This window comes from Frigidibacter sp. ROC022, from assembly GCF_024723735.1.
Lineage (GTDB): Bacteria > Pseudomonadota > Alphaproteobacteria > Rhodobacterales > Rhodobacteraceae > SLM-1.
Genome location: NZ_JANQDU010000001.1, coordinates 457,396 through 474,399, shown reverse-complemented (window position 1 = coordinate 474,399; position 17,004 = coordinate 457,396). Strand labels below are relative to the sequence as shown.

The following is a 17,004-nucleotide window of genomic DNA, read 5'->3' as shown; positions in this document are numbered from 1 at the left end:
GCTCAATCTTCCTCGTTTTCGGCATTGATCTTGCCGGGTTGACAGACTCCGTAACGGTCCAGCTTGGCCCGCAGGCCGACACGCGAAAGGCCCAGTTCGGCAGCGGCACGACTCTTGTTCCATTTCAGGCGTGTCAGCGTCTCGCGCAGGATCCGCATCTCGACCATCTCGACGCGGTCCTTCAGCGTGCCCTCGCCGGCCAGCACATCCGCCTCTGCGCTGCCGTCTCGCTGGGTCAGGGAAGGATCGGCCTGAAGGATATGGCGCGAGATCAACTCGGGGCCGAGCAGGACGTCCTGGGCCGCGATCAGCATCCGCGTCAGCTCGTTCTCGAGTTCGCGCAGGTTCCCTGGCCAGTCATAGTTGGAGAGGAACTCGATCGCCAGTTCCGACAGGCCCCGGACCGCCTTGCCATGATGCGATCCCAGTTCGAACAGCATGTGCTGCGCCAGGATCGGCAGGTCCTCGATCCGGGCGCGCAGCGGCGGCACGCCGAGTTCGGTGATGGCCAGCGCATAGTAGAGATCGTTTCGGAACCGGCCCGACTCGACCGCCCGCAGAAGGTCCGAATGAGCCCCGGTCAGCAGCCGCGTGTTGGTGGTCAGGACCTCGTGGCCGCCGAGGGGCTGGAAGCTGCCTTCCGTCGCGACCCGAAGCAGGATCATCTGCATCTGCGGGCTGAGCGTATCGACACCGTTCAGGAACAACGTGCCGCGGTCGGCCTTCTGCAACAGGCCGACCTTGTTGCTGGGCACCCCGGGCAGCGCACCGCGCTTGGCGCCGAGCAGTTCGACCATCAGCAACTCGTCCGACATGCCGGCGCAGTTGATTTCGTAGAAGGCGTGATCCGAGCGCAACGAGGAGTAATGGATCGCGCGCGCCAGTTCCGCCTTGCCGGTGCCCGGCTCGCCGGTGATCAGGACCGGAACATCGAAGCTGGCATATTGCCGGGCCTGTTCCACCGTTGCGTTCAGAGGCGAGTTCGAAGCACGCAGGACATTCTCGAACCCCAGCCCTTCGCGCAGGCTCTTGCGGCGGCTTTCGAGCTTGTTCTCGACCGTGCGCCCCAGGAAGCGCATCTCCAGCGACATGCGGTCGTAGTCACGGGTCAGCTTGAACAGCCGGCTGGCGTTCCGGGCCGCCATGACCAGTTGATCGGGATGCCAGGGCTTGGTCAGGAACTGATAGATGCCCGCATCGTTGATCGCCGCGATCATGTCGGCGGTCTCGGTATAGCCGGTGATGATGATGCGCACCGTCTCGGGCCATTTCTCGCGGACTTCGCTCAGGAACTCGACCCCGGTCTTTCCCGGCATCCGGTGGTCGCAGAAGATGACGTGGACGAAATTCTCCTCCATCAACCGCGTCGCGTCCTCGGCACAGGTCGCGGTGATGCAGTCGAAATCATCCTCCAGCGCCATCCGCATCGAGGCCAGAGAGTGCTCCTCGTCATCGACCAGCAGGATGGTGGGCAGCGTGCTCATTCCGCCGCCTCGACCCTTACAAGATCGGCAAGGGCGCCGCGCAGCCAGTTCGTCCAGTCCGCCATGCCCTCGCCGGTGCGGGCCGAGACCCGCAGTATCTCGATCTCGGGGTTGACCCGGCGCAGATTGGCCTCGTAGAGGTCGAGGTCCACGTCGCAATGCGGGGCCAGGTCGATCTTGTTCAGGATCGCAAGCCGGGCGGCGGTGAACATGTCGGGATATTTCAGCGGCTTGTCCTCGCCTTCCGTCACCGACAGGATCGCGACCTTGCAGGCCTCGCCCAGGTCGAAGGCGGCCGGACAGACCAGATTGCCGACATTCTCGATGAACAGCACCGAAGCGGGTTCCAGCGGCAGATGCTCCATCGCATGGCCAACCATATGGCCGTCCAGATGGCAGCCCTTGCCGGTGTTGACCTGAATGGCCGGAACACCGGTGGCGCGAATACGGTCGGCGTCGTTCTCGGTCTGCTGATCGCCTTCGATCACGGCGACGGGGACATCTCCCAGGGCCTCGATCGTCTTGCACAGAAGCGTCGTCTTGCCCGAGCCGGGTGACGAGACGAGGTTCAGGGCCAGAACACCGCGGGCCGCAAGCAGGGCGCGATTGGCCTCGGCATAGCGGTCGTTCTTGGACAGGATGTCGGTCTCGATCTCGATCAGCCGCTCCTGCGACATGCCGGGCACCTCGACCCCGGCCGGGCCATGGCCGAAATGCAGGCCATGGTCATGGTGGTGATGATGATGGTGGTGGTCATGGCTGTGACCTCCGGTCTTCACCTCACCGTCTCCGCATCCGCATGTCGTGCACATCAGGCCACCTCCAGGTCCTTGATCCTCATTTCATCGCCGCCTTGCGGCAACAGCTTGCCGCCACCGCAGTCCGGGCACGGGTCAAGCCGGTGATCGATCTCCACCTCGACCCCGCAATCATAGCAGAGTGCGCGCCCCGGCAGGTCGATGGTGACGAGTTCGGCCCCCTCGGCGACCGATCCGCGCATCACGACGTCAAAGGCAAAATGCAGCGCGTCCTTCTCGACCCCCGCGAAACGGCCCAGTTCCAGCCGCACGCGCGTGACCCGGGTCACCTCATGGGCGCGCACCTGGTCCTCGATCACGCCACGAATTCCTTCGCAGATCGACATCTCATGCATGATCCAGCTCCCTCAGGCGCACGGGCGAGCACGGGTCGAGGATATCCAGAAGAAGCGCGGCCATACCAGCCTTCCTCGCGGGCAAGCTGGCCAGACTCCGGTCCAGAACGCCGCCCGGCGCCAGCAGGTGATCGGTGGGCGTGACCCGGTGGAAGGCGGTGACAACACCCGCCTCCACCCTGGCAGCGATGGCATAGGTGCCGCGCGCGGCGGGGACGATGGCGACGCCGGGCCGTGGGCTGACAAGCCGGGGCATGCGCCCATTCATGCAATCCTGCGCATCATAGGCCCGCGCCGCCACCCGCCAGAAGGGACCGCGCCCGAACCGCTCCTCGATCGCGAGCAGGACGGGATTCCGCGCCTGCCGTCCCGCGACCGAATTCTCGAGCGGCGCCACGTCCAGAGCATTCGACAGATCGACATCCGGCAGATGCCCGCTGCAGGCTTCGCCCGGCGCAAAGCAATCCCGCACCCGGGTCAGGACCGGCGCAATGCCCTGGCCCGCGTCCAGAAACGCGTCCAGTTCGGCAGGGGTTTCGGGCAGGGCCCCGCGCGGGCCGAAAAGCGCGAGGCGTGCGGCAGCCCCGCCGGTCTGCCAGCCGTCGGGAAACGGCGCCGCGCCGGTGCCGAAATGGCCCGGCAGCTTCAGGCAGAACCTGACGAGATGCTCGCGCAGGATTTCCAGTCGCACCTGCCCGGCATCCTCGGGACCGAGCGGCAGACCAAAGGCCATGCGGGCCGCGACCTTTTGCGCCGTGCGGCACAGGTTGAACAGGCGCGGCAGCAACTCGGCCGCCTCTTCGACCGGCTTGCCCAGGATCAGCGCCTCCACCGGCAGCGGTTGCGACCGCTCGGCCTGCAGGGTGCATCGGGCATTGACGGGCCGGTCAAGCATTCATCAGCCCTCTGCCGCGCCATCCGCCAGACCTGCTGTCAGGACGGCGCGACGGGTGGGGTTTGCAGGCAGGGCCGGGGTGTCTTCCTCCGGTTCCGGCGGGGCCAGTTCGGCCTCGCGGGCAGCCCGGATGTCGGCGGCGCGGTCGGTCTCGGCCCGGTTCTCGGGATCGAAGAGCGCCGCCATCACCGCGCGCCCCACCTCGACCGCCTGCATCTGGCTCTGGAATTCGCTCATCGGCGAGAACAGCGAGCAGGCCTTGTAGCCGCCGATCATCGGCCGCGTGTTGTGGATGAACTCGTAGTCGCCCGAGGGGAAGGCGATGATCTCCTTGGCCCCCGGCACAAGTGCACTCCAGTCCTCGTCCTCGGCCGGCAGCAGGATCAGATTCATGAACCACGGCGACAGGAGCACGCCCAGCGGGCGACCCTGCTCGATACGGAAGCCGACCGCCTCGACCGAGAGCATCTTGTTGACCATCGGGACGTCGCGCATCTTGGAATGCCAGATTTCGCGGAACTCGGCGACCAGCCGGGCGGTCACCTCGTCGATCCGCTCCGCCTCGGCGGCCGCCACCGAGCCGGGGTCTTCCAGCACCATGAACTGTTCCTTGGGCGCGCCGCAATTCGGGCAGGACCAGTCATGCGGCAGATCCAGAAACGAGGTGCCGGGTTCCGCCTGACGGTATTCGTCGCCCACCGCCGGATCATAGGGCGTCCAGCAGATCTTGCATTCCATGACCGCCTTGGCGCTGATCTTGTCGCTCGCGCCCAGGAAGCTGCCTTCGAACCCGCTCACGAGATCGCCTCGATCACCTGGCCGATACGGGCGCTGCTGTCGGAGAGGTCCTCGGGGGCGGCAAGCGCCACTTCGGGGATCTCGGTCACTTCGAAGGTGTCCAGAATCAGCACATCCATCGAGTTGAAGAACTGCACCCGCCAGACATGCGGCAGCGCCGTCGCCGTGACCCGGCAATTTCCGTAGCCGCGCGACAGGATGGTGACGGCACCCTCGCCCAGGGCCTGATCGAGCCAGACCAGGTCTTCCTCGGTATGGGGCAGAAGCGAGAGGTTCACGACGTGCAGATCGGCCCCGGGCTTCCAGCTCGCGGACTTGTCGCGCAGCTCGACCAGCAGGGGTGGCGCGTTCACCACCCCGGGGGCCATCGGTGCCTTGGCCAGCAGCGCGTTCCGGCGCGGCGCGAAGGCGTCGCGGGTCATGCAACCGGGGACCGGCGCGACCTCGATGCAATCGACGCCCACGCCGCTCAGCCGCCAGACGCCGGCAAAGACGCTTTCCTGCACCGCGATCGCGGGCACGGCGCGAACCTTTGCGGCGACTTCGCCCTCGCCCAATGTCTCCTTGATGACCTGCAGGCTGGCCGGGTCGAGACCTTCCAGACCGAACTGCGCCGTCTCTCCGGTTTGGGCGGCCGTGGCACAGGCCGCCGCGACCCTCCGCAACAGGTCGAGCGCCGGCGTCACGTCACCGGCAAGGCCGGCGACTTCGGGCACATGCGGCACATAGGTGCGCATGTCGCGCGGCAACGGCATGTATTCCAGTTTCTCGTCATCCTCGGCCAGAGGCTGCGAGCCGGGGCCGAAACCTGCGGGCGGCATCATGAAGGGGGTTGTCATCGGGGCGGCTCCTCACTCGGCGGCGATTGGTTGGGCGGTGATCTGCGAGATACGCTGGACATATTCCGACCAGTCGCGAACCTTGGGGATGGCACCGATCAACTCGCCCTCGCGGTAGAAGATCAGGCTGGGCGTCTTGAAGACCCCGGACCGTTCGCGCACTTCGGCTTCCACGGCATCATCGACCACGGCGCAGTCGAAGCGCCCCTGAAAGGCCATGTGCAGTTCCGGCAGGATCACCGCCACGTCGGGGGTCTCCAGGTTGCGGGAGGCATCACCGGGCACGAAGAGAACATGCACACCGGGCGCCTCGATGAATTCGGCAATTCCGGTCATGTCCGTCAGGTTGCGCCAGCCGAGTTCGGTGGTCAGACGGGTGACAAGCGGATGGGTCATCTCGGTTTCTCCTCAGGCCGTTGTCTCGCCGGCGTCGAGCGCGGCTTGCAGGTGGGCGGGCAGGCGTGGGCCACTGTCTTCGAGATCGGCAAAGGCATCCCCCAGAGCGCCGCCCTGCATCAGCGATTGCAGGCCGCCCAAGGCGGCTGTGATCTTTTGCGCCTCGTCCTCGGAGATGACTTCGCGGGCCGCGCCCAGAAAGATCAGCAGCCAGTCGCCGACCCGCGCATCGGGCGTCAGGGACAGGTCGATCAACTCGTCATCCCGGCCGTTGGTCACATGGCCGGCGATGCCGTCGATGGACAGGAGCTGCATGGGGATTCCGACGCACATGGCCCTAATCCGCCGCCGGAAAGAAACGGTCGTCGCCGGTGCGGCATGCCGCCTCGGGCGAGGGGCGTCCCTCTTCATAGGCCTGCCGCAGGATCGCGGGGTCGGCCAGCAAGCGATCGTCACCACGGCCCGGCCTGGCATGGATGCCGAGAGCACGCAGCTTTTCCAATGCGATGTCGATGGCCGGGGCAATCTGGGCCGCCACGACTTCGCGCAGCCCGCCGCCGTAATCCTCGATCTCGGCCGGCTGGCAACCGATCAGGATCAGCGTCTCGGGGCAGTAGCCCATCAGCTGGGCGGTCGCGATCACGTCCTGAAAGCCGGTCTGGTGCAACGACATCTTCTTGGCCCCCATGAAGCGGGGAACCGCGTCGCCTTCCACGATCTTCAGCGTGCCGGGCTCCAGCCCGTAGTCAACGGCGTCGAAGACGACGAGAATGTCGGCCTCTTCCAGAAACGGCAGCAGATACAGCCCCTGGGTGCCGCCATCGAGGATCCGCACGTTGTCCCCGAAGGCCCATTTCTCGGCCAGCGTCTCGACACAGCGCACCCCGAACCCTTCATCGGCCCAGAGAACGTTTCCGATACCCAGGACGAGTGCCGCTTGCGTCATGTTTGCCCTCCCTGACCGTCCTTGACCGGATAGCATCTTTCCGGTTCGTCGTTGAAATGAGAGTAACTTCGCCAGAACGCGGTGAAATCAACAAAGGCACAGCTGGCGAGAATTTTTTCAAGCTACTGTTTTCATTAATATTTTAGGCCCAACGCAGCACATCGAAGGAACAGGGCCGGACACCAACCTGCCGAATGGCCTCCAAAATGGACACTTATCTTCCAGAAAGCAGGAAGCGGGCGACTCGCGCCCGCTTCCCAACAAGTCCGGCTTCCTCCCGCGGCTAGTCCGGATCGTCGTCCTTGAAGGTCCGCATGCCCGAGATCATCGTCGACACGATCGACTGCCGGCTCATGATGTCTTCGCGGATCGCTACATAGATGTGGATGATCATGAAGATCGTGATCCACCACATGCCCAGGTGATGATAGGTGTGCAGCAGCATCGAGTTGCCGCCCACCAGCATCACGACCCAGCCGAACATCGCATCCGCCCAGCTGCCGTGACCCAGACCCTCGGCATAGAGCGCGAAGCCGGTGAGGATCATGAAGCTGACGCCCAGGGTGATGAAGCAGAACATTGCCAGCTGCGCCAGCGGGTTGTGGCCGACGTATTTCTTGGGCTGCTTCTCCAGGAACAGATACCAGCGGACTTCGAAGAACACCTCGCGCCACCAGGTGCCGCTGTAGATCGGCAGGTAGAACATCTGTCGCGCATGGTGATTGCCGAAGATCGCCCAATAGATGCGGCCGAGGAAGCCGATGGCCAGCACCCAGCCCGCCGCGAAATGGACAAAGCGGATGTAGCCGAAGACGAACTGATGGGCCGCCTCGGAGATGATCATGGTCGGCGGCGGCGAGCCGATGAAATAGCCCGTCAGGCAGAGGATCGTGATGGCGGCCGCATTGATCCAGTGCCACAGCCGCACCGGCGCCTCATAGACATAGACGCTGGTCTGCCGCGCCACATGGGTCAGATCCCCGGGGTTCGCGTCGGTGCCCGCAAGGGGCTGTGGAGAGATATCGGTCATGTCACCGCTCCTCTCATGCCCGCTTCGACGCGGCGACCTTGCGACGCAGCACCGAACGGACACCGATCCCGAGCACAATGCCGGCCAGCAGCAGGACGATCAGGTGATCGCCCGCCGTCAGCCAATGGGCCCCGCCCTGCTCGATCGCTTCCTCGTGCCCGCCATGGGCAAGGGCGGCACCGGCACCGAGGAGGTAGACTGTCATTGCGTGTTTCATCGGAACGCTCCTTCAGCGGATTTTCACGGTGGTCAGCTCGTCACCGTCCGGCGACATGACATGGGTGGAGCAAGCCAGGCAGGGATCGAAGCTGTGCAGGGTGCGCAGGATTTCGACGGGTTCCTCGGGGCGTTCCATCTTGGTGTTCATCAGGCTGGCCTCGAAGGCGCCGATGTTGCCCTGGCTGTCCCGGGGCGAACCGTTCCATGTGGTGGGCACGACGCATTGATAGTTCTCGATCCGCCCGTCCTTGATCCGGACCCAGTGGCCAAGGGCGCCGCGCGGGGCCTCGGTCATGCCCACGCCCTTGGCTTCCTTCGGCCAGGTCTTGGGGTCCCATTTGGCGACATTCGCGGTGCTTTCGTCGCCGTTCTTGATATTGGTCACCAGCTTGTCGAAGAAATGCTTCTGAAGACGCCCGCAATACTCAGCCTCCAGCGCCCGCGCGGCGGTGCGCCCAAGCGTCGAGAACAGCGCCTCGACCGGCAGGTCCATCGTTCTGAGCAGACCCGTGACCTGCTCGGTGATGTCCTCGTGCCCCTTGGCATAGCCCACGATGTAGCGCGCCAGCGGCCCGACCTCCATCGCGTTGCCGCGCCAGCGGGGCGCCTTGATCCAGCTGTATTTCGCGCCTTCGTCGATCTCCTCGATATTGGTGCGGGTGCCCTTGAGGTTCGGGCCCAGCTCGAACTTGGCCTGGGTTTCGCCGTCCCAGGGATGCAGGCCCTTGCCCTTCTCGGCATATTCGTACCACGAGTGGTCCACGAATTCCTGGATCTGCTCGGGGTCCCGGACATCGACATCATGCACCGTGGTCAGGTCGCCGTTGATGATCGCCCCGCGCGGCAGATGCAGCTGTTCGGGGGAGAAGTCATTGGCGTTCTCGGGGATGTCGCCATAGGCGAGAACCGATTGCGAACTCAGGCCGCCGCCATAGAGCCAGTTCTTGTAGAACCCGCCGATCGCGACGACATCCGGCAGATACACGTTCTTGTTGAACTCGATGCACTTGTCGATGATCGACGAGACGTGGTTCAGCCGCTCCATGTTGATCGCGCCGACCGCGCCGGTGGAGTGCACGTTGATCGGGCACGGCACCCCGCCGACAAGCCAATTCGGGTGCGGGTTCTTGCCGCCGAAGATCGTGTGGATCTTGACGACCTCCTTCTGCAGGTCGAGCGCCTCCAGATAGTGGGTCGTGGCCATCAGATCGGCCTCGGGCGGAAGCAGATAGGCGGGGTTGTCCCAGTAGCCATTCTTGAACAGGCCCAGCTGTCCGCTTTCGACGAACTGCTTGAGCCTGTTCTGAACGTCCCGGAAATACCCGGGAGAGGACAGCGGGTGGCTGGGAGAGACCGCCTGCTGCAATTCGGATGTGGCCTTGGGATCGGCGCGCAGGGCATTGACGGGATTGACCCAGTCCAGCGCGTGCAGGTGATAGAAATGCACGATGTGATCGTGAATCTCCAGGTTCAGCTGCATGATGTTGCGGATCGAGTTGGCATTCTCGGGGATGGTGATGCCAAGCGCATCCTCCACCGCGCGGACCGAGGTCAGCGCATGGGTGCCGGTGCAGACCCCGCAGATGCGCTCGGTAAAGGCCCAGGCGTCGCGCGGGTCGCGGCCCTTCAGGATCACTTCCAGCCCGCGCCACATGGTTCCGGTCGAGACCGCGTTGCGGATGTAGCCTTCGTCATCCACGTTCACTTCACAGCGCATGTGGCCTTCGATCCGGGTCACCGGGTCGACGACGATCCGCTTCCCGGAGGTGTCGAGATTGAATCCGTTCGGTGTCTGCACGACCATGACTCAGACCTCCTCCTTGCTCGGTTGCGATTGCGATTTCTTCTGGGCGGCCTTCAATGCCGAAACGGCGGCATGCACGGCGACGCCGGCCCCGACGACACCGGCGGCGGCCATGCCCACCTGATCGGCGTTCTTCTCGACCCCGAACTGGGTCAGGTCGGTGACGCGATTGTAGAACGAGCCCTGATCCCAGAACCCGTCCTCGGAACAACCGATGCAGCCGTGGCCGGACTGGATCGGGAAACTGACACCCTCGTTCCAGCGGACCGTGGAACAGGCATTGTAGGTGGTCGGCCCCTTGCAGCCCATCTTGTAGAGACAGTAGCCCTTGCGCGCGTTGTCGTCGTCCCAGGCCTCGACGAACTGGCCGGCGTCGAAATGCGGCCGGCGATAGCACTTGTCGTGAATCCGCTGGCCATAGAACATCGCGGGACGCCCCTGCCGGTCGAGTTCGGGCAGCCGGTCGAAGGTCAGCATGTAGGTGATGACACCGGTCATGACCTCGGCGATCGGCGGGCAGCCGGGCACCTTGATGATCGGCTTGTCGATGATGACCTTGTGCACCGGGGTCGCCCGGGTCGGGTTCGGCTTGGCGGCCTGCACGCAGCCGTAGGATGCACAGGCGCCCCAGCTGATGATCGCCTTGGCATGCTCGGCGGCGTGGCGCAGCTGCTCGACGAAGGGCTTGCCGCCGATGATGCAATACATGCCGTCCTCGTTCAGCGGCGGGTTGCCTTCGACGGCGAGGATGTAGTTGCCCTTGTATTTCTCGATCGTGTCCTCAAGCGCGGCCTCGGCCTGGTGCCCGGCGGCGGCCATCAGCGTGTCGTCGTAGTCCAGGCTGATCATCGACAGCACCACATCCTTGGCCAGCGGATGGGCCGAGCGGATGAAGCTCTCCGAGCAGCAGGTGCATTCCAGCCCGTGCACCCAGATCACCGGCGTGCGCGGCTTGGTCTCCATCGCATGGGCGATCTTCGGCACGAAGGCGGGCCCCAGCCCGAGAGCCGATGCCGTCAGCGAACAATACTTCATGAAACTGCGCCGTGTGATGCCTTGCCTGCGCATCACGTCATAAAAGGTTTCAATGGCTGCCACTGATATCTCCTCCGTCTGGCCACCTGTGACTCAGCACCTGGCGTGCGGTCTGGCTCAGTGTCAGAATTGCGACGGTATGCAGTGCCATACAGAAAAATCGCACGGCCCGAGGAGATCGATTTTAATTACGTAATATCAGCATGTTAGTGGAATTTTCCCGGATCAGCGCCGGCCCGACATTGGCCAAGTGATAACCGCATCGCGCCGATCCTGGTCAGGTGCTTTCCGCTACGGCCTGTGGCTGGCCGCCGCGACCAAAGCCTGCCCCAAGGCCAGGCCGCCATCATTGGCAGGGACATGATGGTGCGCCAGAACCGGCACCCCGTCGAGCTTGCGCACCACCAGATCAAGCAGCACCGCATTCTGGAAACAGCCGCCCGACAGGGCCACGGCCCCCGCCTGCCCGCTCTCGACGAGGGCGCGGGCGGCCCCGGCGAATACCTCCGCCAGACCCGCGTGAAACCGCGCGGCGACTCTGGCAGGATCCAGCCCTGCGCGCCGGTCGGCGGCCAGCGCGGCGAACATCGGGGCTGGAGAGATCACGCCGTCATCGTCGGCAAACGGATATGGGGCAGAGAAATCCTCGGGGGCCTTCGCGGCCAGAGCTTCGAGCGCCATCGCGGCCTCGCCTTCGAAGCTCTGCCGACGGGACGACAGGCCAAGGCAGGCGGCGACCGCATCGAACAGCCTGCCGGCGGAACTCGACGGAACGGCATTCATCCCCGCAGCCGCAGCCTGCCGGATCAGCCCGACCGGGCAATCGGGGAAGAGCACCTCTGCGAGGTCCTCCAGCCCGGCCCGGTCCAGCCGCATCACCGCATTGCGCCAGGGCTCGCGCTGCGCGGCATCGCCGCCGACCAGCGGTGCGGGGTCCAGCCAGGCGGCGCGCCGATAGCCGCGATAGTCGCCCAGAAGCAACTCGCCGCCCCAGATCGTGCCGTCCGGGCCCAGCCCCAGGCCATCCAGGATGATCCCGGCCACCGGGCCGGCATCGCGGGCCCAGCCATTCTCGCCCAGGCAGGCGGCCAGATGCGCGTGGTGATGCTGCACCTCGATCAAGGGCGCCTGCCCGGCACGGGCGGCCGCGTGTTGCGAGGACCGATAGCCGGGGTGAAGATCACAGGCAAAAAGCGCGGGGGCATGGTCGAAGAGGTCGGCATAGTCGGCATCGGCCTTCAGGAACTCGTCCCAGGTCAGCGCCTCGTCCAGATCGCCCAGATGATGCGACAACAGCGCCTGACCGTTCTTGAGCAGGCAGATCGACGATTTCAGATGCGCGCCGAAGGCCACGACCTGCGGCGCCTCCGCGAATCCTTCGGGCAGCGGCAGCGTCCCGGGCACCCGGCCCCGTGCATGGCGCAGGACCATCAGGCCCTGCGGAGTGATCCGCTCGACGCTGTCATCGAGCCGGCGCATGATCTCGCGGTCATGCATCACCCATGCATCGACGATCCCCGAAAGCTTGCTCCGCGCCTCGTCATTGCCGATCACCTGCGGCTCTCCGGACAGGTTGCCCGAGGTCATCACCAAGGGCCGGTCCACGGCCTGCAACAAGAGATGATGTAACGGCGTGTAGGGCAGCATCACGCCCAGTCGGTCCACGCCGGGGGCCAGCGACCCGGGCAGGACGTCCCCCTTCCTGGCCAACAGCAGGATCGGCGCCGCCGGGTCTTGCAGGCGCGATGCCTCTGCCGCCGAAAGCGTCGCATAGCGCGGGATATTCTCGAGACGGTCCATCAGCGCGAGCGGCTTGGTCGGCCGCCGCTTGCGCTGGCGCAGCAGTGCCACGGCATCGGCATTGGTCGCATCGCAGCACAGGTGGAACCCGCCCAGCCCCTTCACTGCCAGTATCCGGCCGGCGCGGATCAGACCGGCCGCCTGTGCCATCGCGTCACCGGCGGGCAAATCCTCGGCGGTTTCCAGCCAGAGCCGCGGGCCGCATGCCGCGCAGGCGACGGGCTGGGCGTGAAAGCGCCGGTCGGCGGGGTCTGCGTATTCGGCGGCACAATCGGCGCACATCTCGAAGGGCGCCATCGAGGTTTGCGCCCTGTCATAGGGCAGCCCCTTCAGGATCGTGAAACGCGGGCCGCAATGGGTGCAATTGGTAAAGGCATAGCCGGCGCGGCGCGGGTCGGCCCCGTGGATGTCCTCGATACAGGCGGCACAGGTCGCCGCATCGGGAGTCACGCGGGTTTCGGCCCCATGCCCCGTGCTCTCGGCGATCCGGAAATCCGTGGGCGCGAGGTCGAAGCGGAAGGGCGCGGTCTCGACCGAATCCACCCGTGCCAGCGGCGGCGCTTCGGCGGCGATCGCGGCAACGAAGGCATCGAGCCTGTCCCCCGCGGCATGGATCAGCACGCCCTCCGGGTCGTTCAGAACCGTGCCGGTGATCCCGAAACGGCCCGCCAACTGCCAGACGAAGGGACGAAATCCGACGCCCTGCACCTGGCCCCGGACACGGATCGCCGCCCCCTGCATCAGTGAACGGTGCAGACCATGCAGGGGTCGAAACTGCGCACGATGTGCTGGACCGACAGGGGCGTGTCCTCGCCTTCTCCGACCGCCGCGCCGACCAGCGCCGACTCGACCGGGCCGGGGGTGCCGGCCGCATCGCGGGGGCTGAAGTTCCAAGTCGTGGGAGCGATGATCTGGTAACGGTCGATCCGCCCGTCCGCGATCGAAATCCAATGCCCGAGGGCGCCCCGCGCCGCCTCGACCAGACCTTCGCCCTGGCCGTCGTGCGGGATGTCGACCACATCCATGAAATGCTCTTCCGGCCTGATCTGCCCGGCCCAGCTTTCCAGCAACAGCTGGGTGCGGGCGATCTCCAGCAGCCGGCCCGCGACCCGCGCGGAAACGCTGGACCCGGCGCGGGCAAGATCGAGTGCGGCGGGATGGCCATCCACGACCTGGCGGGCAAAGGCACCGGTCTCGACGGTCCGTCCCGAAAGACGCGGCGCCTTGCACCAGCTGTATCCGGGATCCTTCATGTCCTCGTCCGGCGTCGTCTGCCCCTCGCGCGGATGCGCCGCCCCGCCCAGCATCCAGGCGTGACTCAGGTCCTCGACGATCTCGCCGGTATCGAGCGGCGCGAGGCTTCCGCCCTCCCAGACCCCCGCGGCGAAACTGCGCCCGCCCGGCAACGGATAGGCACCGAAGGAAAGGTAGCGGCCCGGCCCCCGGCCCGATTGCGCCAGCCCCAGGTCGCGGGCGATCTCCATGAACAGGCCCGCATCGCCCCGGTCCCAGCCCAGCACCGCCTCGGCCGTCTCAAGCCCGGCAAAGAGTTCGACCGGCGCACCGAACAGGACGCGCTCCAGGTAAAGACGGAAGGCCCGGAGAGTGGACGCGATCCGGATCCGGTCCCGCGCCGTGGGTGCGCGGGTCACGCCGCCCGGCTGGATCGCCAGCGTATGGGGCCATTTGCCGCCGAGCATCCCCACGATATGCAGCAGTTGCGCCCGCGCCTCGACACAGTCCCGCGCCGCCGAGCCCTGCATCGCCGTGAACCGTGCCACCGCCCGGTCATGCCAGGCGCGGCCCGCATAGGCGGGACGGGCGAAATCGGTGCAGAAGAACAGGTTGAAATGGGTGATGTGGTCGCAGACGTTTTCCACGCCGTGCAGCAAGGCAGCCACAAGCGCCCCCTGATCCGCGGGCGGGCGTCCGGCGACCGCCCCAAGGGCCGCCGCTGCCGCCGCCGACTGGCTGATCGAACAAATCCCGCAGATCCGGGGCGTGATCGTCAGCGCATCCAGCGGAGCCTTGCCCTGCAGCATCGCCTCGAAACCACGGAACAGCGGCGAGTTCGCATAGGCGGCGGTGACATGGCCGTCCTCCACCTCGAGCCGGATTTCCAGATCTCCCTCGACGCGGTTGAAGGGGCCGACCAGAAGGCTGCGCTGGCTCATGTCTTGCCGGTCTTCTGATTCGGGGCGACCTCGATCCGGTCGGACACGGCATTGCGGGCGATCCGGCGCGGCGTGGCGGCCTTGGACAGAGAGGCCAGCGCCATGAACCAGGCCTTCGGCATGTCCGAGGGCAGCCCCACGGGAATGCCGGCGAACTTGGGGGTTTCGGTGAAGGTGTGGCGCGGCTCTTCGAACTCGGGCGCGGTGCAGTTGATGCAGGGATAGCCCGCCCGGGTGCAGGCGCCGTCCCCGTTCCAGCCGCGAATGTTGCAGTCCCCGACGGCCTGGGTGCCGACGCAGCCGAGATGCTCCATCATGCAACCCATTTCGCTGAGCTTGGTGGCGCTGGCCTTGTATTCATAGAACTCGTTCTTGGGGCAGGCATGATGCACCAGGTTGTCGGCGTAGAATCGGGGCCGGCCAAGACTGTCGAGCGCGGCGGCGTCCAGATCCCCCGCCGCCAGCAGCAGCAGCGTCTCGGTCACCCAGTCGGGATGGGTCGGGCAGCCCGCGACATTGATCACCGGCAGGCCGCTCCGGCTGCGGAAATCCGCGGGCAAGGCGCCGCCGGGCTGGCGGCCGTCATATTGCACGCCGATCGCCGAGGCCGGATTCCCGCCCGCCGAGGTGACGCCGCCATAGGTCGCGCAGGTGCCCACCGCCACGACATGCTGCGCCCGTTCGGCCAGCGCCCGAACCCAGTCCAGCATCGACCTGCCGGTGCCCGAAAGCATGTGGAACCGGCCGGTTCCCCTGGGTCCGGTCAGGATCGAGCCTTCCACCGCCAGGACATCGAGCGCGATCTCACCGGACTCGACGGCCTGAAGCAGGCGCAGGACCTCGCCGCCGGTCTGTTCGGACAGGGCCGGATGCCACAGGAACTCGATCCCTGCGCCCGACAGCAGGTCGAAGGCATTCGGCCCTTCGGCGCAGAGCAGCGACATCGTGCATCCCCCGCATCCTGCCGACTGCAGCCACAAGACGTTCATCGGCTCTGCCCTCCGGGAAGCTCGAGGCAGAAGCAGCTGCCCCCCTCGTCGCTCTTGCAGTAATAGAGATCGCCGCCATGTTCCTGCGCGATCTTGTGCGAGATCGAAAGACCCAGCCCGGTCCCCTTGCCCACGGGCTTGGTGGTGAAGAAGGGATCGAAGATCGAGCCGACGATCTCGGGGCTGATGCCCGGACCGTTGTCGCTGACGATCAGCACCGCCCGGTCGCCGCGCGTTTCGTGGCGCAGGGTCACCCGGGGATCGGCCGTTTCGCCCAACGCGTCGATTGCGTTCTGGACCAGGTTCATGACGATCTGCTGGACATGCCCCGGATTGCCCCGGGCCACGGGCCGTGCGCCCTCGGAAAAGACGATCTTCACCGGGGTCTTCGTGCCGCGGACAACCCAGTCGGCAGCCGTGCGCGTCGTCGTCACCAGATCGAAATCGACCGCCTCGCCGGACCCTTCCGCCGACAGTCTGCGCAGGTCCTCGACAATGTCGCGCACGCGCTCGGCGCCCTCCTTGGCCCCGTTGATCGCCTGGCGCAGGTTCTTGACGGCACGGTCCAGCTTGAGATCGCGCCGCAGCGCCACCAGCTCGGCGCGCGAGGCGCCCGCCTGCACCGCTTCGAAATAGGTCTCGAACCGGTTGGCGTATTTTTCGAGAGCGTGGGTATTGGCATAGACGAAACTGATCGGATTGTTCAGCTCATGCGCGACGCCGGCCAGCAGGCGACCCAGCGAGGCTAGCTTTTCGTTGCGCACCAGATGGCCCTGCGCCTCCTTCAGCGCCTTGTGGCTGGCCTCCAGTTCGAAATAGGCCCGGCGCAATTCACCCACCGGGCGGCCGACGATGACCGCGCCCATGCTCTTGTTGCGCTCGTTGAGGCGCGGCGCGATGCTGAGTTCCAGCGGCGCCGCGCCGTCCCGCGTCACGACCTCGATCTCGACCGTGGTGAATTCCCGCGTCTCGATCACCTTCTCGAGCGAGGCCCGGATCAGCTCGCGCGACAGTTCGGTCGCCAGGTCATCGACCAGAAATCCCAGATGCCGGTCCGGCCGAGGGTTGAACAGCCTGTCGAAGGACCCGCCCGTCTGCTCGACCCGATGCGCGCGATCGACGACGATCAGGACGTCCGAAACAGACTCGAAGACCGAGGACATGAACCGGCGCAGGTCCTCCAGCTCGGCATTCTGTGTTTCCAGCTTCTCCTGATAGGTGACGAGTTCGGAATAGGTCCGATCCATCGCCCGGATCACATCCGCCCAGGCCGCATCGCTAAACGCGGCTTCGCTGCGATCAGATGGATGTGCCAGAGCCATGCGCGGCGTTCTCTCTCATTCCCGCGTCAAGCCTACAGGATGCTCCCGAGGTCGGAAAGCTGGGACTTGGCGGGGTCAACCGAAACACCTCCGGCGAGATGGATCGCACGAACGACGGCA

The 17,004-nt window shown here is 65.8% G+C and carries 17 protein-coding genes; all 17 read right to left on the bottom strand.

The window, feature by feature from the left end; genetic code table 11:
* Positions 1-2: 2 nt before the first annotated feature.
* Positions 3-1,484: a sigma-54-dependent transcriptional regulator gene (locus tag NUW50_RS02250; protein WP_258287431.1), complete on the bottom strand. Its 1,482-nt coding sequence runs from the start codon at positions 1,482-1,484 to the stop codon at positions 3-5.
* Positions 1,481-2,296 (bottom strand): hydrogenase nickel incorporation protein HypB, encoded by an 816-nt coding sequence (gene hypB, locus NUW50_RS02245; protein ID WP_258287430.1) that lies wholly within the window; start codon positions 2,294-2,296, stop codon positions 1,481-1,483. Before hypB ends, NUW50_RS02250 begins: the two co-directional genes overlap by 4 nt.
* A complete protein-coding gene (hypA, locus tag NUW50_RS02240; protein WP_258287429.1) occupies positions 2,296-2,637 on the bottom strand; it encodes a hydrogenase maturation nickel metallochaperone HypA in 342 nt (113 codons plus the stop codon). Before hypA ends, hypB begins: the two co-directional genes overlap by 1 nt.
* Positions 2,630-3,469 carry a hydrogenase expression/formation protein HupK gene (locus tag NUW50_RS02235; RefSeq protein WP_258287428.1) on the bottom strand — a complete coding sequence of 280 codons (840 nt, stop codon included), beginning with the start codon at positions 3,467-3,469 and terminating at the stop codon, positions 2,630-2,632. Before NUW50_RS02235 ends, hypA begins: the two co-directional genes overlap by 8 nt.
* A gap of 66 nt (positions 3,470-3,535) precedes the next feature.
* Positions 3,536-4,330 (bottom strand): [NiFe]-hydrogenase assembly chaperone HybE, encoded by a 795-nt coding sequence (gene hybE / locus NUW50_RS02230; protein ID WP_258287427.1) that lies wholly within the window; start codon positions 4,328-4,330, stop codon positions 3,536-3,538.
* Entirely contained in the window at positions 4,327-5,169 is an 843-nt protein-coding gene (locus NUW50_RS02225) for a hydrogenase expression/formation protein (protein ID WP_258287426.1), read from the bottom strand. Before NUW50_RS02225 ends, hybE begins: the two co-directional genes overlap by 4 nt.
* 12 nt (positions 5,170-5,181) lie before the next feature.
* A complete protein-coding gene (locus NUW50_RS02220) occupies positions 5,182-5,565 on the bottom strand; it encodes a hydrogenase accessory protein (protein WP_258287425.1) in 384 nt (127 codons plus the stop codon).
* Between the two features lie 12 nt (positions 5,566-5,577).
* Entirely contained in the window at positions 5,578-5,898 is a 321-nt protein-coding gene (locus NUW50_RS02215; protein WP_258287424.1) for a HypC/HybG/HupF family hydrogenase formation chaperone, read from the bottom strand.
* A gap of 4 nt (positions 5,899-5,902) precedes the next feature.
* The gene (locus NUW50_RS02210; RefSeq protein WP_258287423.1) at positions 5,903-6,511 is read right to left on the bottom strand and encodes a HyaD/HybD family hydrogenase maturation endopeptidase; all 609 of its coding nucleotides are present in this window, start codon (positions 6,509-6,511) and stop codon (positions 5,903-5,905) included.
* Positions 6,512-6,794: 283 nt separating this feature from the next.
* On the bottom strand, positions 6,795-7,541 hold the full coding sequence (gene cybH, locus NUW50_RS02205; protein ID WP_258287422.1) for a Ni/Fe-hydrogenase, b-type cytochrome subunit: 747 nt from the start codon (positions 7,539-7,541) through the stop codon (positions 6,795-6,797).
* Positions 7,542-7,554: 13 nt separating this feature from the next.
* A complete protein-coding gene (locus tag NUW50_RS02200; RefSeq protein WP_258287421.1) occupies positions 7,555-7,758 on the bottom strand; it encodes a hypothetical protein in 204 nt (67 codons plus the stop codon).
* Between the two features lie 12 nt (positions 7,759-7,770).
* A complete protein-coding gene (locus tag NUW50_RS02195; RefSeq protein WP_258287420.1) occupies positions 7,771-9,564 on the bottom strand; it encodes a nickel-dependent hydrogenase large subunit in 1,794 nt (597 codons plus the stop codon).
* A 3-nt stretch (positions 9,565-9,567) separates the two neighbouring features.
* Entirely contained in the window at positions 9,568-10,662 is a 1,095-nt protein-coding gene (locus NUW50_RS02190) for a hydrogenase small subunit (protein WP_258287419.1), read from the bottom strand.
* 228 nt (positions 10,663-10,890) lie between these two features.
* Positions 10,891-13,140: a carbamoyltransferase HypF gene (gene hypF, locus NUW50_RS02185; RefSeq protein ID WP_258287418.1), complete on the bottom strand. Its 2,250-nt coding sequence runs from the start codon at positions 13,138-13,140 to the stop codon at positions 10,891-10,893.
* Positions 13,140-14,573 carry a nickel-dependent hydrogenase large subunit gene (locus NUW50_RS02180; protein WP_258287417.1) on the bottom strand — a complete coding sequence of 478 codons (1,434 nt, stop codon included), beginning with the start codon at positions 14,571-14,573 and terminating at the stop codon, positions 13,140-13,142. Before NUW50_RS02180 ends, hypF begins: the two co-directional genes overlap by 1 nt.
* Complete coding sequence (locus tag NUW50_RS02175; protein WP_258287416.1) at positions 14,570-15,562, bottom strand: HupU protein; 993 nt, start codon at positions 15,560-15,562, stop codon at positions 14,570-14,572. Before NUW50_RS02175 ends, NUW50_RS02180 begins: the two co-directional genes overlap by 4 nt.
* Entirely contained in the window at positions 15,559-16,884 is a 1,326-nt protein-coding gene (locus NUW50_RS02170; protein WP_258287415.1) for a sensor histidine kinase, read from the bottom strand. The genes NUW50_RS02175 and NUW50_RS02170 overlap by 4 nt, the downstream gene beginning before the upstream one ends.
* Positions 16,885-17,004: the final 120 nt, after the last annotated feature.